Origin of the sequence: Domibacillus sp. 8LH, from assembly GCF_038806185.1 — a bacterium.
GTDB classification, from domain to species: Bacteria; Bacillota; Bacilli; order Bacillales; family Domibacillaceae; genus Domibacillus; species Domibacillus indicus_A.
In genome coordinates this window covers 112163-131779 of sequence record NZ_JAVJNG010000007.1, presented here as the reverse complement: position 1 = coordinate 131779, position 19617 = coordinate 112163, and the positions used below count along the sequence as shown (strand labels likewise).

Annotated in this window: 17 protein-coding genes; 1 reads left to right on the top strand and 16 read right to left on the bottom strand. The window is 45.1% G+C overall.

Annotated features, from left to right (window positions below; all coding sequences use genetic code 11):
* Positions 1-61: 61 nt before the first annotated feature.
* From RG959_RS11515 to RG959_RS11480, 8 genes are all read right to left on the bottom strand, one after another.
* Positions 62-1036 (bottom strand): glycoside hydrolase family 43 protein, encoded by a 975-nt coding sequence (locus tag RG959_RS11515; RefSeq protein WP_342797226.1) that lies wholly within the window; start codon positions 1034-1036, stop codon positions 62-64.
* Positions 1033-2121, bottom strand: a complete 1089-nt coding sequence (locus RG959_RS11510; protein WP_342797225.1) for a sn-glycerol-1-phosphate dehydrogenase — start codon at positions 2119-2121, stop codon at positions 1033-1035. Before RG959_RS11510 ends, RG959_RS11515 begins: the two co-directional genes overlap by 4 nt.
* Positions 2118-3632 (bottom strand): arabinosylfuranosidase ArfA, encoded by a 1515-nt coding sequence (gene arfA / locus RG959_RS11505; RefSeq protein WP_342797224.1) that lies wholly within the window; start codon positions 3630-3632, stop codon positions 2118-2120. Before arfA ends, RG959_RS11510 begins: the two co-directional genes overlap by 4 nt.
* A 12-nt stretch (positions 3633-3644) precedes the next feature.
* Positions 3645-5132, bottom strand: coding sequence for an alpha-N-arabinofuranosidase (locus tag RG959_RS11500; RefSeq protein ID WP_342797223.1), 1488 nt, complete (start codon positions 5130-5132; stop codon positions 3645-3647).
* A gap of 42 nt (positions 5133-5174) precedes the next feature.
* The gene (locus tag RG959_RS11495; RefSeq protein ID WP_342797222.1) at positions 5175-5585 is read right to left on the bottom strand and encodes a hypothetical protein; all 411 of its coding nucleotides are present in this window, start codon (positions 5583-5585) and stop codon (positions 5175-5177) included.
* Between the two features lie 36 nt (positions 5586-5621).
* A complete protein-coding gene (locus tag RG959_RS11490) occupies positions 5622-6491 on the bottom strand; it encodes a carbohydrate ABC transporter permease (protein WP_342797240.1) in 870 nt (289 codons plus the stop codon).
* A 79-nt stretch (positions 6492-6570) separates the two neighbouring features.
* A complete protein-coding gene (locus RG959_RS11485; RefSeq protein ID WP_309090620.1) occupies positions 6571-7449 on the bottom strand; it encodes a carbohydrate ABC transporter permease in 879 nt (292 codons plus the stop codon).
* A gap of 63 nt (positions 7450-7512) precedes the next feature.
* Positions 7513-8757 carry an extracellular solute-binding protein gene (locus RG959_RS11480; RefSeq protein ID WP_483298878.1) on the bottom strand — a complete coding sequence of 415 codons (1245 nt, stop codon included), beginning with the start codon at positions 8755-8757 and terminating at the stop codon, positions 7513-7515.
* 282 nt (positions 8758-9039) lie between these two features.
* Here RG959_RS11480 and RG959_RS11475 point away from each other — a divergent pair, with 282 nt between their 5' ends.
* A complete protein-coding gene (locus tag RG959_RS11475; RefSeq protein ID WP_251272417.1) occupies positions 9040-9942 on the top strand; it encodes an ArsR/SmtB family transcription factor in 903 nt (300 codons plus the stop codon).
* 49 nt (positions 9943-9991) lie between these two features.
* Here the strand turns inward: RG959_RS11475 and RG959_RS11470 are convergent, their stop codons facing one another.
* From RG959_RS11470 to RG959_RS11435, 8 genes are all read right to left on the bottom strand, one after another.
* Complete coding sequence (locus tag RG959_RS11470) at positions 9992-11011, bottom strand: aldose epimerase family protein (protein WP_342797220.1); 1020 nt, start codon at positions 11009-11011, stop codon at positions 9992-9994.
* A gap of 57 nt (positions 11012-11068) precedes the next feature.
* Positions 11069-12541 (bottom strand): L-arabinose isomerase, encoded by a 1473-nt coding sequence (araA, locus tag RG959_RS11465; RefSeq protein WP_342797219.1) that lies wholly within the window; start codon positions 12539-12541, stop codon positions 11069-11071.
* Positions 12542-12629: 88 nt separating this feature from the next.
* A complete protein-coding gene (locus RG959_RS11460; protein ID WP_342797239.1) occupies positions 12630-14264 on the bottom strand; it encodes a xylulokinase in 1635 nt (544 codons plus the stop codon).
* A gap of 116 nt (positions 14265-14380) precedes the next feature.
* Positions 14381-15073 (bottom strand): L-ribulose-5-phosphate 4-epimerase, encoded by a 693-nt coding sequence (araD, locus tag RG959_RS11455; protein WP_251272420.1) that lies wholly within the window; start codon positions 15071-15073, stop codon positions 14381-14383.
* A 138-nt stretch (positions 15074-15211) separates the two neighbouring features.
* Positions 15212-16342, bottom strand: a complete 1131-nt coding sequence (locus RG959_RS11450) for a GntR family transcriptional regulator (protein ID WP_309090630.1) — start codon at positions 16340-16342, stop codon at positions 15212-15214.
* A gap of 160 nt (positions 16343-16502) precedes the next feature.
* Positions 16503-17333: a carbohydrate ABC transporter permease gene (locus tag RG959_RS11445; protein ID WP_309090632.1), complete on the bottom strand. Its 831-nt coding sequence runs from the start codon at positions 17331-17333 to the stop codon at positions 16503-16505.
* Complete coding sequence (locus RG959_RS11440) at positions 17333-18229, bottom strand: carbohydrate ABC transporter permease (protein ID WP_375164547.1); 897 nt, start codon at positions 18227-18229, stop codon at positions 17333-17335. Before RG959_RS11440 ends, RG959_RS11445 begins: the two co-directional genes overlap by 1 nt.
* A 103-nt stretch (positions 18230-18332) precedes the next feature.
* Positions 18333-19595, bottom strand: a complete 1263-nt coding sequence (locus RG959_RS11435; protein WP_342797217.1) for an ABC transporter substrate-binding protein — start codon at positions 19593-19595, stop codon at positions 18333-18335.
* Positions 19596-19617: the final 22 nt, after the last annotated feature.

Below are 19617 nucleotides of genomic sequence, written 5' to 3'. Positions count from 1 at the left end.
TGCTTTTTCTACAATGAGTGCCTGCATAAAAAAATGTGCGCCTTTAAAGGCGCACATTTTTTTATACAGTAGAAGCCGGTGCTGCGTTTGGAAGTGGCTCCCCGAACACCGGATATCCTTTTTCATCATAATGAAACGGCTGAATGCAGGCGTGCCGGCCGGCATCATTTAACGCTTCTCCGCCGCCCGTTTTATGGTCGCGGGCATGGTACACAAGCAGGTCGGTTATGCCGTCTTCGGCAACCGTAAAACTGTTATGTCCCGGGCCAAACTTTTCGTTTTGTTCACTCGTTTGAAAAACAGGCTGCTGCACTTTTTCCCATGACGCCGCATCAAGCAGGTCGGCTTCCTTGTCTGCCGCAAGCATCCCCATCGCATAGTTTTCATCGGTCGCACTCGCTGAATAGGTGATAAAGATTTTTCCGTTCCGCTTCAGCACAGCCGGCCCTTCGTTCACAGGAATTTTACGCATTTCCCATTCAAGATCGGGCTTTGTCAGCATCACTTGCTTGGCTTTCAGCGTCCACGGGTTTTCCATCTCCGCAATATACAAATTCGAGTTTCCTAGAATAGCTGGATCTTTTTGTGCCCAGACATAGAAGTATGTGCCTTTATGCTCGAATACAGTCGCATCCAGTGAAAATGACTCCCAGTTCGTTTTAATCTGCCCTTTTTCTTCCCATTCGCCTTCTAATGGATTTTCACCCTTATTTTCAATCACATACATGCGATGCTGAAATGTTTTATGCTCCGGATGTGCTTTTTCACTTGGAGCCGCTGCAAAATAAATGTACCAGCTTTCTTCTATATAATGAAGCTCCGGTGCCCAAATCAGGCAGCTTAGCGGACCTTCCTCATGCTTTGTCCAGACGGTTACAGCATTTGCTGTACGGAGACCATCAATAGTCGTTGAACGCCGCAATTCAATACGGTCAAACTGTGGACTTGATGCAATAAAATAGTAGAAACCATCTTTATGTTTATAGATAAACGGATCTGCCTGCTTTAACAGCAGCGGGTTTTCATAAACAGTCATTGGAGCACCTCTCTTTCAAATTTGATATGTTGTTCATTTAAAAATCGGAGCATCGTGTGACGGTCCCGCAGCCTGTGGGCGTGTTGAAGGCTGGAGGCTACAAGGCCTTCTTCAATATGAAGGTCAGCCGGTGAAACCGGAGCCCCTACACGTTTTAACAGCTCAGCAATAAAATTCGGATCGGGCGTTGTTACATCTGCTCCTGCTTTTTCAATTTCTGATTGGTATTTTTTATAGATAGAAGCAATGAGCACCGTCGCTGCTGCTACTTTCGCGCCGTGCAAAATTTGCGGGCGCCCTGTTCGGATAAATTCCATCTCCCAAAAGTGCGACAAATGATGCTCTGCTCCAGAAGCTGGGTGCGATTGCCCAAACAAGAGCATCGCTTTCCCGGATTCAATGAGCGCATTCATTAAAATCCGGATGCCTTCTTCTTCTTTTGCAGCAATTTGCTCCACATGATGAACGCATTGCCATAAGGCTTTTTCTGTTATGACTGCCGCTTCTTCCGAATAAGGCTCGCCTGCTGTTGAATGGCTGAACCGCCAGTCCGCAAGTGACGTGAACTTTGCCGTCATGTCGCCGAAACCGGCTGCAATCATTTCAGGCGGCGCAGCGGTTAAGACGCCAATATCCGCAAAAAGCGCCGCCGGTGACGCGGCTTTAAAGGTTGTTTTCTTTCCACGGACGATGAGCGGTGCACCAACCGATGTAAATCCATCCACAGACGGAGCAGTCGGAATCGAAATGAATGGAACTCCAGTTTTGTCGCTGCAAAACCGGGTAATATCATGAATGGTTCCTGCCCCAACAGCCAGGAGTGCATCCAGGCTTTGATCAATCGCAATAAGTGCCTGCACAAGAGAGATTTCATCTGCTTTAACATCACCATGATCATCCGGCTCAATGAGACACGTCTTTACGTTGATCCCTGCCTGGATCAGCTGTTCTGTCAGATCATGACCGGCTGCTTTTTGTGTATACTGATCGGCAATAAGCAGCACGCTGGTCCAGCTCTTCGACTTCAGGTACTCCGCACATTGTTGAAACGCATCCCGTTCCACAACAATCGGCTCGATCTTCATCCTCTTTCTCCTCTTTTTTGCAGGCGGATTACATTCCAGGAAAGCGCTGGAAGCGATGCTGTGACAGTGCCGCCGTCAATCGAAGCATCACCGTTTGAGTGGGGCTTAACCGGTGCAGAACCGGCGGAATTCGACTGTTTCACGTTGCCGCCGTTTTCAAGCACAATATGCTCTGCCACCTCATAGCCTTCAAAATTGCGAATATCACATTCAAGCTGAAGCGGCTCCCTTACCTCGCGGTTCAGCGCAAAAATAGTCAGCTGATCCTGCTCATCGTTGTATACCGCCATTGATTCAAGCACAGGTACGTCAGTAAAATCCTTACTGTCGTATTTCGGTGACGAAACAATCGGATGGAGCGCTATGCCGCGTCCGTATACAGATGCATGCATAAACGGATAATAGATCGTTTGTTTCCAGGCTGACCCGTTTTGCTCGGTCATAATTGGTGCGATGACATTCACAAGCTGTGCCAGGCAGGCGATTTTTAATCGGTCGGCGTGCTTGAGCATGGTAATGAGCATGCCGCCTACAAGCAGTGCATCTTCAAAGTTATAAATATCTTCGAGCTGAGGCGGTGCGACAGTCCATGGCTCCAGCTTCTTATCCTGCTCATTCGAGTGATACCATACATTCCACTCATCAAAAGCAAGATGAATCTGCTTTTTGCTCCGTTTTTTCGCTTTAATGTAATCGGCAATCGAAATAACCGAGCGAATAAAGTCATCCATTTCCATCGTTTGAGCCAGGTAGTTTTGAAGGTCGTTATCGCGGTTGCCGTAATACTGGTGAAGTGAAATAAACTCCACATGCTCGTACGTATGATCTAACACTGTCGCTTCCCATTCAGCAAATGTCGGCATGTTCCGGTGCGAGCTGCCGCAGGCAACAAGCTCTATCGTTGGATCTACCCACTTCATTGCTTTAGCCGTTTCTGCGGCAAGACGACCGTACTCGTGTGCGGTTTTGTGCCCGATTTGCCAGGGGCCATCCATTTCATTTCCTAAACACCACGTTTTAATGTTATAAGGGTCTTTTACGCCGTGCGAGATGCGTAGATCACTATAAAAAGAGCCGCCTGGATGATTACAGTATTCCACCAGGTTTCGGGCTGCATCAATACCGCGCGTTCCCAGATTCACCGCCATATTAACGTCTGTGCCAGCCCGCTTTGCCCATTCCATAAATTCATTTGTACCAATTTCATTTGTTTCAAGCGCGCGCCATGCAAGCTCCAATTTTTTCGGACGCTTACTTTTAGGACCAACCCCATCTTCCCAGTTGTAGCCGGATACAAAGTTGCCGCCCGGATAACGGACAAGCGGTACCTGCAATTCGTTTACGAGATCGATCACGTCGCGGCGAAACCCGTGCTCATCCGCTTCAGGGTGATCCGGTTCATAAATACCGCCGTATACAGCACGCCCCAAATGTTCAATAAATGAACCGTATACCCGTTTATCGATTTCTGCGATTTTAAAATCTTTTTCAACAATCATAGTCGCTTTCATCTTGCACGCTCCTTAAGAGTGGATTGTGAGCTGGATAATAGACATGTTCGGCAGCTGTGCCGTTAATTGGCCGTTTTCCACTGTAAAGTCAGTGTACGCTTCTGGCTTTACGCGTTCCGGATTTTCGAATGTGTTATGCGCATTCATTTCATCTGCTGTTAACATGCGTCCTTCAATAGATAAAGAGCCGCCAGCAATACCCCGGATATCAATAGAAACGGAAGCTGGGTGCTGGTGGTCAATGTTATACAAGCTGAGATGAATAACGCCATCTGCATTTTTCGATGCTGTTGCACTTACTTGTGGAAGCACATCCCCTTCCATTTCATACGTTCCGCTGTCAACACTTACATCAAGGAGCTGTGCTCCCTGGTGCTCTTTATACATATCAAATACGTGATAAGTCGGTGTAAGAAGCATTTTTTCGTTATCCGTCAGCACCATCGCCTGCAGAACATTTACGGTTTGAGCAATATTGGTCATCTGCACGCGGTCCGCATGATTGTGGAAGATATGGAAGTGCACGGCCGCCACAAGCGCATCGCGGATCGTATTCTGCTGGTATAAGAAACCTGGGTTTGTACCCGGCTCCACATCAAGCCATGTACCCCACTCATCAATAATCATGCCGATACGCTTGTCAGGATCATATTTATCCATGATCGTTGAATGGCGTGTAATGAGCTCGTTCATATGTAATGCTTTTTTCATTGTCACGAACCACTCTGATTCTTCAAAATCAAGCGCAGAGCCTTTTCCTTTCCAGAAGTCACCTGGAATCGTGTAATAGTGAAGGCTCAGCCCATCCATAAACGGCGCCGCTTCACGCATCAGCACTTCAGTCCAGTTGTAATCATCGACGTTGGCACCACCGGCAATGCGGTAAATTTTATTATCGCCGTAGTTGCGGACGAACGTTTGAAAACGGCGGTATAAATCGGCATAGTATTCCGGACGCATATTGCCGCCGCAGCCCCAGTTTTCATTTCCTACGCCGAAATACGTTAAGTCCCACGGTTCCTGACGGCCATTTTCCCTGCGCCAGTTGGCCATTGGCGACTCGCCGTCAAATGTCATATATTCAATCCACTCTGACATTTCCTGCACGCTGCCGCTGCCGACGTTGCCGCAAATGTAAGGCTCGCATTCAAGCATCTCACACAGCATCATAAACTCGTGTGTACCAAAATGGTTGTTTTCCACCACACCGCCCCAGTGTGTATTGATCATATGCTTCCGCCCTTCACGGGGTCCGACTCCATCACGCCAGTGGTATTCATCTGCAAAACAGCCGCCCGGCCAGCGAAGCAGCGGAATGCGAATGTCTTTTAATGCCTGCAGCACATCGTTGCGAATGCCGTTTGTATTTGGGATCGAAGAGTCTTCTCCTACCCAGATTCCTTCATAAATACAGCGGCCAAGGTGTTCAGCAAAATGTCCGTAAATGTTTTTATTGATTGTTCCTTTTGTTACATCGGTATTGAGTACAACGTTGGTCATCCCAATCTCTCCTTTTTCATTCAGTACGTGTTCAGTTCTTTTCTAGTAAGCCTGCCGGGACAGTTTAATCGCTTTGTTTTTGGCTGAGTAAACAATGAACGCAAGTAAAAAGAGGACAAATCCGACTACATCCATCACAAGCAGCTGCAAGATGCCCCAGCAAGCAATCCAAACGACGATTTTCGGCTGAATGGCGTTGTCTTTTATGCTTCTGGCAATCAAAAAGTTGATAATAGCCCCGACAAAAATAAACAAACCAAACGTCACAATCACTTTTGATACATTGTCCAGTAACGTTGCGCCCGCCATTGCATTTTCAACAGAAGCCCCTTGAAGCCCCTGTGCCCCTGTTGTTTTAAACCAGGTTGAATAGCCGAAAATCGTTACAATCGCTGTAAATGCATTCCACAGGGAGCCTGCTGTCAGCAGCTTTCTTTCTAATCCTCTGTTCATATGTGTTCCTCACCTTTTAAACCAAATTTTTGATCCTTATCCTTTTACGCCGGAATTCAAGTTAATAGATTGAACAAAGTATTTTTGCGCGAATATAAACAAAAGCAATGTCGGAATAATGGCCAATATCGCCGAGCTCATCAGCTGCCCGATCATCCGGTAATTTCCGTAAATGTCCTGAAGCAACAGAAGACCAGCTGTAACAGGCATTTTTTCTACATCGGTGTACACGATAACCGGCCAGAGAAAGTCATTCCACGACCCGGTAAACGAAAACAGTCCGCAAACAATTAATACTGGCTTAATCAAAGGAAGGATAATCGAGTAGTAAATTCTAAATTCACTGGCGCCGTCTACCCGGGCTGATTCATCAAGCTCCTTTGGAATCCCTTTCATAAACTGTCGGACAAGAAAGATATTTCCCATACCTGCAAGACCCGGAATGATCATGGCCCAGGCTGTATTCACCCATCCAAGTGCATCAATAATCTTATAGGAAGGAATCAGATTGACGACGCCTGGAAAAAAGGAAATACCGAGAAGAGTGAAAAATAATGTATCTCTTCCTTTAAAGTTCAAGCGGGAATAGCCATAGCCGGTAATGGAAATTACAACAATCACCAGGAGTGTATGCATTGTTGCAATAAACATTGAGTTTAAAAGCCATCGTAAGATCGGCGCCGTGGATGTGTTTTGCAAAACGACTACGTAGTTATCGACGATCCAGTTGACCGGCAGCAGGCTGAATCCGGTAGATACCACTTCTGTCTGGGAACGAAACGATGTAGTAATCCCAAATAAAACGGGAATGGCCCAAATCACACAAACGGCGATTAAAAACAAATACGCTAAATACTTGGAGACACTTATTTTTCCAGGCTTCATGCGAACGGCGCTTCTTCCCATCTCTTTAGAAATCGTTGCATGCTTTGACATCTTGCTTCCCTGCCTTTCTATTCTGTAGTTCCAGCTCATGATCAAACATTTAAGCCGCATTCCGGTTCATGATAAAATATTGCAATGCGGAAATCACCAAAATAACCAGCCCCAACAAAACAGCCATCGCTGAAGCCATCCCTGCAATCGACTCTCCATGCCCAAATGCCAGCTGGCGGATGTACATCATTAACACGGCTGTACTTTGATGCGGGCCTCCATCTGTCATCATAAGCGGCTGGCCGAAAACGTTAAAAGCACCGGCAGTCGTCATAACAAACGTGTAAATAAGCGGGAAACGAATAGATGGCAGTGTAATGCTGAAAAATTTCCGAATCGGTCCAGCGCCATCAATATCTGCTGATTCATATAAATCTTTTGATACTCCGTTAATCGAAGCACGGTAGATAATCATATTTCCACCTACACCGCCCCATACTGTCAAAACAATAATGATCAGCCAGGCATACGGCTGGTTTGCAGCCCAGACCGTTTCGGAACCGAATACATTATTGGTGATGCCCAGCTGCTTATTAAAAATCAATGACCAGATCAGAGCGGCAGCAGAAATAGAGATCAAACCCGGTATATAAATAACGGACTGGATCAGGCTTTTCATTTTTACTGCTTTATGTTCCAGCGCCACAGCAATCATTAATGGAATAACAATCAGCAGCGGTACGCTCAGAAGAACGAAAATCAAGGTATTTTTCAAGCCGTTTGTGAATTGAACATGAAAGGTCGATTCTTGATCAAAGAGAATCGTCCGGTAATTCTCCAGCCCTACCCATACGGGATCACTCATTAAATTCCACTGAGTAAATGAAGCATAAATACCGTAAATAGTCGGCAGGAAAATAAAAACAGCAAACAAAATCACATGCGGACCTACAAAGAAAAGAGGGGTTGCGTTCAGTTTTTTATTCATAGGCTTTCAGTTCTCCTTTTAGAAAAGGGATGTGCCGCAATCGGGCACATCACCTGTTACTTTCTACTTTGCTGCTCCGTTGTCGCCTTCTGAAATCTTATCCTCAACAAATTTCTGCATCGTTTTCAGGCCTTTATCGATATCCGTTTCACCGCGGACAATGTCTGGCGCATAAGTGTCTACCGCTTCAGCCACATACGGATAATATTCATATGTGTAAATATGAAGCGACTGTGTTTCTTTTTCATTTGATGTAAAGAAAGACTGCGTAAATTTCTTGTATTCTGGGCTTTGGTTTACTTCGTTACTCGCTACAATCTGGCCGGCTTCCGCCCATTTAATTGAATTTTTGCGGATAAAATCAAGGAAGTCGGCAATCCCTTTTTCTTTTTCTTCTGTTCTTTCTTCATTTTTCAGCATCGCGAACAAGTGCGAAGATGCTCTGTTTGTAAACTTCTCAGGAGTAGGGGAGTACACATTTGTGACGCCGAAGTTCAACCCTTCAACATCTGCGTGAGCAGTAGAGCTCCACGTTCCATCCGTTGAGAATAATACGTTGCCGGATTGGAACATTAGATATCCATCTTCCCCGTACGGCGTCATGATTCCCGCATCATTCAAGCTTTTTACAGATTCAAGTGCTTTTCTCATTACATCTGTGTTAACTGCCGGTTTGCCGTTTTCTTGAATGTCTCCATTGAAGTTTTGGATCTGCGCTAAGATCACCCAGCCAAGAAGTGCATCGTTGACAACATAGTCGCCTTTATCAAGTTTGCCTTGCAGAGAAAGCATTTCGTCGATCGTTACGACATTATCATCCAGAAAACTTGTCGCATTGTATTTTTCAAGCAGATCTTTGTTGTAGTACATGGCGCTGCTGTGGATATCGAGTGGTACTGTATACTGTGTTCCGTCGATGTTGCCGGATGACCAGGCCTGCAGCAGGTAGTTTTCTTCTTTTAACCCTTCTTTTGAAGAGATAATATCGGTCATCGGTTTTAATACATCTTGTTTAACAAAGCCTGGTACACGGTCTGCATGAATAATAGATAGATCCGGTACGCCTTTGCCAGAATTTAAGACAGTAGACATTTTTGTGTACATATCCGCTGTTACAACATGTTTTACTTTAATTTCTGGATCTGTTTCGTTATAGGCTTTAACAAGCTCATCCATGTACGCACCGTCTTCTCCGGTCAGCGGTGTCCAAAATGTGATGGTATTTTTATCACTGCCGCTGCACCCCGCCAAAATGGTTGTTACAAGAAAAACAATGATCAACGAAAGGCTAAAGCTTTTTTTCAAAATGTTCTCCTCCTCATTCGTCCCATTTCTGTTTAGACAATTGATTTTCGGCCTTTAATCAATTAACTTAGTCATATTATAGCCCTATACTGAAAACGCTGTCAATAACTTATTGATAAATTGTGCATTTGATTATTTTTATTTGATTAATAAATATGTTAATTATATAGCTAAAAAAATATAAATAAAAAAATAATTAACTTTTTAATTATTTTATGTTTTAATTAATCATTATAAAGTTATTGTTTATGTTAATCATAGTTCCGACAGAAAGAAGGAGTGCTTATGCAATTAGAAATCGACAGCTCTTCGCTCGTTGTTTATGAGGCGCTGGCAAGCGAAGTCCGCTTAAAGATCATTCAGCTGCTTTCACGGAATAAGATGAATATTAAAGAGCTGGCTGAGGAACTCGGCATCAGCAGCCCTATCGTCACCAAACATATTAAAAAGCTCGAAGAAGCAGGAATCATTAAAACGGAAAAGGTGCCCGGAAAATCCGGTCAGCAAAAAATCTCCATCTTAAAAGTTGATCATATTGAGATTAACTTTCCGAAAAAGATCTTTCACTCGTTTGCTTCGTATGAGTCTTCCATTCCGATCGGCCACTACACTGATTTCAATGTAAAGCCGACGTGCGGGCTTGCAACGGAAAAAGAATTTATCGGCCGGGTGGATGAACCGCAGTATTTTATGGATCCGCAGCGGGTGGATGCAGAAATTCTCTGGTTTACCCAAGGGTTTGTTCAATATAATACAGCCAACTTTTTAAAACCGGGTGAAACATTGCAGCAGTTGGAGATTGCGTTGGAACTATCTTCGGAATTTCCTTTTTCTAACGATGTCTGGCCTTCAGACATTACATTTACTTTGAATGGAATCGAGCTGGGCACGTGGGTAAGTCCTGGCGATTTTGCGGATACACGAGGAAAATACACGCCCGACTGGTGGCCGCATAACATTAATCAATATGGACTGTTGAAGACAATCCGGATTACCAAACACGGCACATATATTGATGGCGACCCGTTATCCGATCTTTCTGTGGAAGACTTGGATACGACCTGTGACAGATGGACGTTTCGAATCGAAGTGAAGGAAGATGCCGAACATGTTGGAGGCGCTACCCTTTTTGGAAAAAAATTCGGAAATCATGCCCAGGATATTGTATTTAAACTTTACTATTTATAAGCACTTGAGAAAAAGCGGACATTTCACATGAAACGTCCGCTTTTTAACATTATTGGATGCTAAATTGATAAATCGTGTGGGCTGTATACGTTTCTCCTGCACGGATAATGCTTTGCGGAAAGTGCGGCTGGTGAACAGAATCTGGCAGCCCCTGTGTTTCAAGACAAAGACCTGCATACTTTCGGGAAATTCCGCCATCCAGTTTTTCTCCGTCTGTTATTTGCGTGCCAGAATATAAAACAACACAGTTCTGGTCCGTTTTCATGCGCAGCACACGGCCGCTTCCCTCATCTGATAAGACGATATCCTCCTGCCCGTTTAACAAGAATGGATGATCATACCCTTCACCCGCCAGCTTGTTCTGCGGATCCTCTGACTCTACACCGGCTCGAATCGGCTGGCCGCGGCGGAAGTCAAAAGCCGTGCCTTCAACCGGCCGCAGCATGCCGGTCGGCAGAAGTTCCTCATTCAGCTCCCCATACCGGTCGCTGTCGAGCTGGAGCACGTGGTCGGTAATATCTCGCTTTAAATCGCCGCTTAAATTAAAATACGTATGGTTGGTCATATTGAGAAGAGTCGGCTGGTCCGAGACCGCTTCGTAATGAATCGCAAATTCGTTCTCATCATTCAGCGTGTACGTAACCACTGCTTTCACATTCCCCGGATATCCGCCTTCCCCATCAGGACTTTCATGGGTAAACCGGACACCGCCTGCTATACATTCCGATTTCCAAACTACTTTGTCAAAACCGGATTTGCCGCCATGCAGATGATTATTTCCATCGTTTTGTTCAAGTGTATACGTTTTTCCGTCCAGCTTGAACGATCCGCTGCCGATCCGTCCGGCAAACCGGCCAATTACCGCTCCCAAATACCATGGATTTTGAACATAACGATCTGCATTCTCATAGCCGATTACAACGTTTTCCAGCTTTCCTTCCCGGTCCGGCACAACGATTTTCGTAATGATACAGCCATAATCCAAAAACGACACAGTCATGCCATTTTTATTTGAAAGCGTAAATTCTTTTATATTGATGCCATTAATGGTGCCTGTCATAATGTCCATTCCTTTCCTTATGAGAAAAAAGGCCGGCCCACGAATGAGACAGCCTCTCCCTTTTGTTTACTTCCAGATTGCTTCTCCCCACTTCAGCTCGTTGCGAAGCTGGGAAGTTTTTGTGTCCTTATCAATGATAATGCATTCAATGCCGGCCATTTCTGAAAAATCATACAGCTGCTCAGCGCTGACAGCGAATGAAAGAACAGTGTGATGGGCTCCGCCTGCGTAAATCCAGGATTCAGTGGCTGTTTTCAAAGACGGCTGCGGCTTCCACAGGACTTTAGCAACCGGCAGATTCGGCGTTTGCTGCGGTGACTCAACCGCATCTACCACATTGACGATCAGCCGGTAACGCCCGCCCATCTCAACAAGTGATGCGTTAACTGCCTGGCCGCTCATCCCATCAAACACAAGGCGGGCCGGGTCTGCTTTGCCTCCAATGGACAATGGATTCACAACAATACGCGGTTTCGAGGCGGCAACAGTCGGGCATACTTCAAGCATGTGCGAGCCAAGAATCATTTCATTGCCGGCTTCTAAATGATACGTATAATCTTCCATAAACGATGTCTGTTTGTTGCCTGCCGCGATTTTCATCATGCGGAGCAGAGCGGCTGTACGCCAGTCGCCTTCACCGGCAAATCCGTAGCCATCTGCCATCAGCCGCTGTGCAGCAAGGCCTGGCAGCTGCTCCATGCCGTGCAAATCTTCAAAGTTTGTTGTGAACGCGTTATAATTTCCCCGTTCCAAGAACGAACGCAGCCCGATCTCGATTCGTGCCTGTTCTTTGATCGCCGCGCAAATATCGTCACTTTCTTCAAATATATATTGCTGCTTGTATTCTTCATAAAGAGAATCGATTTGGTCCTGTGTGACGTTATTCACTTCTTCTACAAGATCACCAATGCCATAATAGTCTACGACCCAGCCGAATTTAATTTGCGCTTCTACTTTGTCACCATCCGTAACGGCTACGTTCCGCATATTGTCACCAAAGCGGGCAACCCGGATATTCGGCCCCTCTGTTACCGCGGCGGCGATATTCATCCAGTCGCTTACGCTTTTCTTAACTGACTCATCCTGCCAGTGGCCGACAATGACTTTGCGGCCAATTTGCATACGTGTACCGATAAATCCATACTCACGATCTCCATGTGCCGCCTGGTTTAGATTCATAAAGTCCATATCAATGCTGCTCCACGGGATCTCACGGTTAAACTGTGTATGCAGATGAAGAAGCGGCTTTTGCAGCGCTTTCAAACCAGCAATCCACATTTTCGCCGGAGAAAAAGTATGCATCCAGGTAATGATGCCGGCACAGTTTTCATCGCTGTTCGCCTGCTGCATCAACTGGTGAATATCTCCGGATGTTGTCAGTACTTCCTTAAAAACAATCGGGTAAGACAGCTCAGCCTCTCCATTTAGTCCATTTACGACTTCCTCTGAATTTTTCTGAACTTCTTGCAGCGCTTCTTCTCCGTACAAGTGCTGGCTTCCTGTAACAAACCAAAATTCTTTCTTATCTATTGCTAACATACTTCTCGCTCCCTTGAGTTATTTTCGCCCCTAACAGGTGCATTCAATATATTTGATTCATTCAAGACCGGCCTAAGAAACTTTTTCTTTAAACCAGCTGCTCTACTACCTTCTTCTGAATGAGTAAATGATCAATAGCGGCTTGCTCAATGCTAAGTCCTTGTTTATAACGATCCATAAAGGCTTCAAAACCTTCCACATCTTCTTCGTCTGCCTCTACTTCCACGCCGACATTGTCGCCAAATACCTTTTTATCCAGATACTCTTCTAATGATTCATTTTCTTCTTTATTAGCTGTAAAAGATGCAAGCAGCGCAATTCCCCAAGCACCGCCTTCACCAGCAGTTTCCATAACAGATACAGGCGCATTCATGGCTGCGGCCATAATCTTCTGTCCAACACCTTTGGTCTTAAACAGACCTCCATGTCCCAAAATCTTGTCGATCCCAATATTTTCTTCATGTAAAAGAATGTCCATTCCGATTTTCAAAGTGCCAAGTGCCGAAAATAAATGTACACGCATAAAGTTTGCAAGGTTAAAATTGCTTTCTGGCGAACGGACGAATAACGGCCGGCCTTCTCTCATTCCTGTAATATTCTCACCAGAATAATAACCGTAAGACAGTAGTCCTCCGCAATCCTTATCCCCTTCAAGAGCCTTATTGAACAAGACTTCAAACAGTTTATCCTTATTTACTTGATAACCCAGGGCTTCTGAAAACTCTTCGAACAGCTTTATCCAGGCATTGATGTCAGAGGAACAGTTATTCGCGTGAACCATACCAACTAAGCTTCCAGAAGGCGTGGTCACGAGGTCGATTTCTGGATAAACCTTTTTCAATTCTTTTTCCAGCACGATCATCGCAAACACTGACGTTCCTGCTGAAACATTTCCTGTACGCTGGGCAACACTGTTGGTTGCGACCATGCCCGTTCCTGCGTCGCCTTCTGGAGGACAAAGCGGAATGCCAGCTTGAAGGCTGCCACTCACGTCTAATAGCTTGGCGCCATCTTCTGATAATTGCCCGGCTTCATCACCCGCTTGCATCGCCTGCGGTAAAATCTCTTCTAATTTCCACGGATAATTCTTTTCAATGATCAAATCATCAAAAGCTTGAATCATCCTTGTATCGTAATCCTTTGTTTCCATATCAATTGGAAACATACCAGAAGCATCTCCAACCCCTAAAACTTTTTTGCCGGTCAGTTTCCAATGGATATAGCCAGCTAATGTTGTGAAGAAATCAATATTTTCTACATGTTCTTCTCCATTTATAATCGCTTGATATAAATGAGCGATACTCCATCTTTGCGGGATATTATAATTAAAAAGGGCTGTTAATTCTTTTTCTGCCTGTTCAGTGATCGAGTTCCTCCATGTACGGAATGGAACCAGCAGCTCTCCGTCTTTATTAAACGCCATATAGCCGTGCATCATCGCACTAAAGCCAATGGCACCAACCTTTTGAAGGGTTACTCCATACTTTTCTTTCACTTCATTTGCCATCTCTTGATAACTTGTTTGAAGACCTTTCCAGATGTCATTAAGAGAATATGTCCATATTCCCTCTTCCAAACGATTCTCCCATTCATAGCTTCCAGAAGCTATGGGTGAGTGATTAGAATCAATCAAAACGGCCTTGATACGAGTAGAACCAAACTCAATACCTAAAGCTGTTCGACTGCTAGCGATATCAGCTTTTATTAGATCCAGCTTATTCATCATTCAGCCACTTCCTTTTAATCGATAATGTACGATTCCTCATTAGACTTTGCCGGGTGCTGAAGGGTTCATTTATAGTCAGGTCCCGAAGCCCTTATCAACGACGCTATAACGGTTTATCCTTTTTGCCCGTAATAGGCGTTAACTCCGTGTTTCCGCAAATAGTGCTTATCCAGCAAAAATTGGTCAATCGGCTCAGTGTCCGGATTCAACTGAAACGTATTCAAGCCCATCTTAGCCACTTCTTCCAGTACAACTGCATTATGAACCGCTTCGCTCGGCGTTTTTCCCCAGTTAAACGGCGCATGTCCGTACACGAGAACACCAGGCATCGCTTTTGGATCAAGGTGTGTAAAGGTTTCAATAATGACATTACCGGTCTCCACTTCATATGCCTGTTCAATTTCCTCCCTTGTCAGCGGGCGGGTACAGGGAACTTCTCCATAGTAATAATCAGCATGTGTGGTTCCAAGCGCCGGAATGGCTCTGCCCGCCTGCGCCCAGCTTGTAGCACAAGGAGAGTGAGTATGAACCACGCCGCCAATTCCCGAAAAATGCTTGTATAGAATCAAGTGCGTGGCTGTATCTGATGAAGGCTTTAACGTCCCTTCCACTACATTTCCGTCCAAATCTACGACAACCATGTCTTCTACAGTCAGCTGGTCATACGCAATGCCGCTCGGTTTAATGACAACGAGCTGCTCTCTTTCGTCGAAACCGCTTACATTACCCCAAGTAAAAGTAACGAGTCCATGCTTCGGAAGAGATAAATTCGCTTCCAGCACTTCCTGTTTTAATTGATCCAGCATAATAAGCCTCCTCATTTCAACTTGTACGTATATATTTACTTCTTAAGATTCATAATAGTACAATATGTACGCATAATCAATATCTATTATGATAATTTTTCAATAACTTGTAGAAAAAACAAAAAGCACATAAACAAGTTACTGTTTATGTGCTTCTTCTGCTATTTTAACCGATGACCGAATGTGAAGCTCCGGTTCAAATAAAATGGATTCCTGCTTTGGTTCCCTTTGTGCTGCTGACCCTTTCCTCTCTTGAACAAGTTCTAAAACGAGCCGAGCCGCTTCCCTGCCAAGATCACTTTTCGGATGTGTAACTGTGGTAAGCTTGACTTCAGATACATCCGCTAAAAAGGAGTCATCGTATCCAACCATGGCGATATCGTCCGGGACACGGAGTTTTTTCTCACGCAGAAGGTTCAGCAGGCTGAGCGCCAGCTGGTCATTGTAGCATACAAGAGAATCCGGTGCCCCGTCTCCCTGCTGTTTGAGCAGTTGATCCAGTTCCCGAGCCGGCTTACTTTCCTTTTCTTCGGTGTAATACGTAATAATATTTTGCGGTTCAATGGGAATCCGGTGCTTTCGATGTGCTTTCAGGAAGCCTTTCATCCGTTTGACCCCCTGGATATCGTCGGTTTTAAAAAACCCGGCAATATTCCGGTACCCCTGCTTAATTAAAAACTCTGTCTGCAGAAAACCTCCTCGTTCGTCATCCACTGCGACATAAAGAGGCTCAAGCTCATCATAGTAGGCATTCATCATCACATAAGGAATGTTCTGCCGTTCTAAATTTAAATAATAGTTGATATTCGGATTGCTGAATGCACTTTTGGTTGGCTCAACAATCACTCCATCAAATGAACCGGACAGTATTTTCTCTAAAATCTCCCGTTCTGTTTGATGATTGTTGTTTGTGCTGAAAAGTGTAACATGATAGCCCTGCTCGCTTAATACAGATTCCGCACCTCGAATAATGGACGGAAAAATATAATCTGAAATATACGTTGTAATAAGGGCAATGTTTTTCTGTCCAGCCGGGTCTAAAACCGCACCGTTTGCCTGACGGTCAGCGCAGAATGTGCCTGCTCCCTGCTCCCGATAAAGCCAGCCTTTGTTGACAAGATCGCCTATTGCAAGCCTGACCGTGTGGCGGCTGACTCCAAACTCCTTCATCAGCTCACTTTCCGAACTGATTTTTTGGTGAGGCAAAAATGTACCATCCAAAATGCGCGATTGAATCGCCTGTTTCACGATGCTGTGTTTGGTTGCCAAGCGATCACCTCCCCGTTTTGTTTCTTTTCCCTATAACTTATACGTATATATTATCACAAGAAAAATAAGATGTATGTAGTTTTATTCAGTCAACGAAGAGCCTGCTTCCCGCTGATTCGTCCAAAAAAAGAACGGCCTTCTCATAAGAAGGCCGTTTTTATTATCCTTTTACACTGCCTGCTGCAAGTCCTTCAATAAAGAAACGCTGCAGGAACAAGAACACAATCACCATTGGCAGCGAAGCCATAAGGGCGGCGGCTGCTACTAAATTCAACTGGCTTGAATTTTGTCCGAAGAAGCCAGCCAGGGCTACCGTTAAGGTCTGCACGCTCGAATCCTGCAGGAAGAAAATCGCAAATTGATAGTCGTTCCAAATATAAACGGAGGAAATGATTAACACCGTCGCCGTAATTGGCTTTAAAAGCGGGAATACAACCCTGAAAAAAACACCAAGTGTACTCGCTCCGTCGATTCGCGCTGCTTCTTCCAATTCTTTCGGAATCGTCGAACGGATAAAGCCGGCATAAAGGAAAATCGTCAGCGGCATAAAAGCTGCCACGTTATTTAAGATCGCAACAAGGTGGGTGTTCATCAAGCCGACATCGACAACAAGCCGGTACAGGGGTACAAGTGCTGTTAGCGGTGGAATTACCATCACTCCAACAAACAGCATGTACACATATTTATTCAGCTTTGTTGTCCGGCGTGCCAATGCATACGCCGCCATTGAGCCAAAAAAGATCAATAAAACGGCTGAGCAAATAGTAATAATCGCCGTGTTGATAAACGCGTTGCCGAGATTTGCCTGCTCCCAGGCAAGCACAAAATTTTCAGTATCAAAGGAAGTGGGAAACGCCCATTTTGACGTAAAATCCCCCACTTTTTTCAGCGATGTGGTGATCAGTATATAAAACGGGACGAGGTGAAAAAGCGTAATGACAAGAGCGAGCCCGGTCAGCAGCCATTTTGTTCTTGAAGATATGTGTTCCATTATGCTTCAACCTCTTTTCGTTTAAAGTAGATGAGCGCCGCCATGCTGATGACTAAAATAATAACCGCCATTAAAACCCCCTGGGTCGCCGCATAGCCTGCATCCTGGCGTGAAAAATAAAGATTGTACATAAAAGTAGACATCGACTGGGAAGCATTCCCCGGTCCGCCATTTGTCAAAGCGACGATTACATCAAACAGCTTTAATCCGCCAATAATATTCAGTACCATATTAATAGTAATAGATGGCATAAGAAGCGGAATCGTAATGTTTTTAAACTTTTGCCAGCCGGTTGCTCCGTCGATGTTCGCTGCTTCGTAATAATCTTTTGAAATGCTTTGCAGTCCTGCCAAATAGATAATCATGGCAATACCGACGAATTGGAAAGTGTTCACAAAAACAATAATATACGGGTTTACAGCGGGGTTGCCGAGCGCGTTAATCGGCTCTTTTCCAAATAGAAGGAAAATATCATTTAATGCTCCTCCTTGAAACGCAAAGAAGAAATACCAGATGTAGCCCATAATAAGCGGGCTGATAATAACAGGCAGATAAATAACCGTTCGTGTGAAAGAGCGTACTTTTAAATTGTGATTGAGCAATAAAGCGTAACCCAGCCCGACAATGTTTTGTAAAATCGTACTGCCTATGCCGTACAGCAATGTATTTTTTACAACAAGCCATGTGTCAGGATCAGCGAACATACGCTTATATTGATCAAGCCCAATGTAATCGTACGTTTGTGAAAACCCGTTCCAGTTGGTAAAGGAAATACGAATTCCATCTATAAACGGATATACAATAAACAAAACAACAATCAGGACACTGGGCAGATACATCCACCAAAGAGACGATTCCCGGCGGCTTCTTTTCAACTTGGCGCTTTTTGTTTTCATGCTTGTTTTTTCGGGTACTTTCGTCAGCTCGGCCATTTTTTATCCATCTCCTTTACGAGCCGGTCGGCCAGGGAAGCAGCTGCCCGCCTCCCTGTTCCGGCCCTTATTCCGCTCTTAAACGCTTGTATTCCTCTTCCATTTTCTCGGATACCTGTTTCGGCTTCATCGTTCCAGCGACCAGCTCCTGGCCGGTTGCTCCCATTGGATCCCACATGCCGCTTGGCAGGTAGACACGGTCGAAGTACGGCTGAATTTGCGTGCCTTCATACTCTTTGTAAAATTCGGCGAAATAGTTGTCTGCATCTACATTTGTCAGTGCGTCTGGAAGAGATGTGCCTTCTGCCAGCTTTTTAGCCACTTCCGGCTGAGTCAGGTATTCAATAAACTGCTTTGCTTCTTCCTTATGCTCAGAATTTTTCGAGATGGCAAATGTATGGCGCTCACCGCCAATCCAGCTTGGTGAGTCTCCTTCATGAATAGCCGGTACCGGAATCGTGCCGACTTGGACCTCTGGATTTAATTCGGATACTTCACGCCCGACTGATCCATTCAGCATCGTGAAGGCAATTTTGTTTTGTGCCATCAATTCAGCACCCTGTGTTACCTGAGCCGTCAGCACGTCTTTGTTTAACAGCCCTTTATCATTCATTTCTTTCAGCTTTTCAGGCAGGTACGTGTAGTTGGACCAGTCAAATGAGCCGTCGAGCAGCGCTTCACCATGACTGTTTTCTTTATCTGTAATAAGAAGAGGTGTAGCGAATTCATCAAAGTACTGGCCGAATTGGCTTTTGTCAGAGCCACCGAGCCAGAATGGCACCACTTCTCCTTTGCTTTTCTTTTTTACTTCTTCAAGCGCCGCCATCAATTCATCAAATGTCTTTGGCGGTTTGATTCCATACTTGTCTAACAGCGTTTTGTTGTAGGTCATTCCATCCAGTGCCTGATTGACCGGGTACGCATGTACCTTTCCTGCGTCATCGGTTACGATTGGCTTCATCGCTTCATCCAGGTTTTTCACCCAATCCATCCCGCTTAAATCCTCTGTGTACTCTCCGTACCGGCTTTTCGCCCAGCCATGCGTATCAAACAGGTCCGGCATGTCGTCCGCTGCCATTTTAACGCGAGCCAAGTCTTCATAGCCGTCGCCTGGATACGTATCTTCAATATCAATTTCCGGATGCGCTTTTTCAAAATCTGCTACGATTTCCTTGAAAATCTGCTGGTCTGCTTTTGTTGTGGCCGTCGACATCATCGTCAGTTTCACTTGTTCTCCGCTGCCGCCGCCCTCTGCGCTGTCCTTGCCGCAAGCCGACAAAGCCATCATGGCAGATAAAGAAAGAACAGATAAGGTGACTCGTTTTTTCATGGAATTCCCTCCGATTTTCATT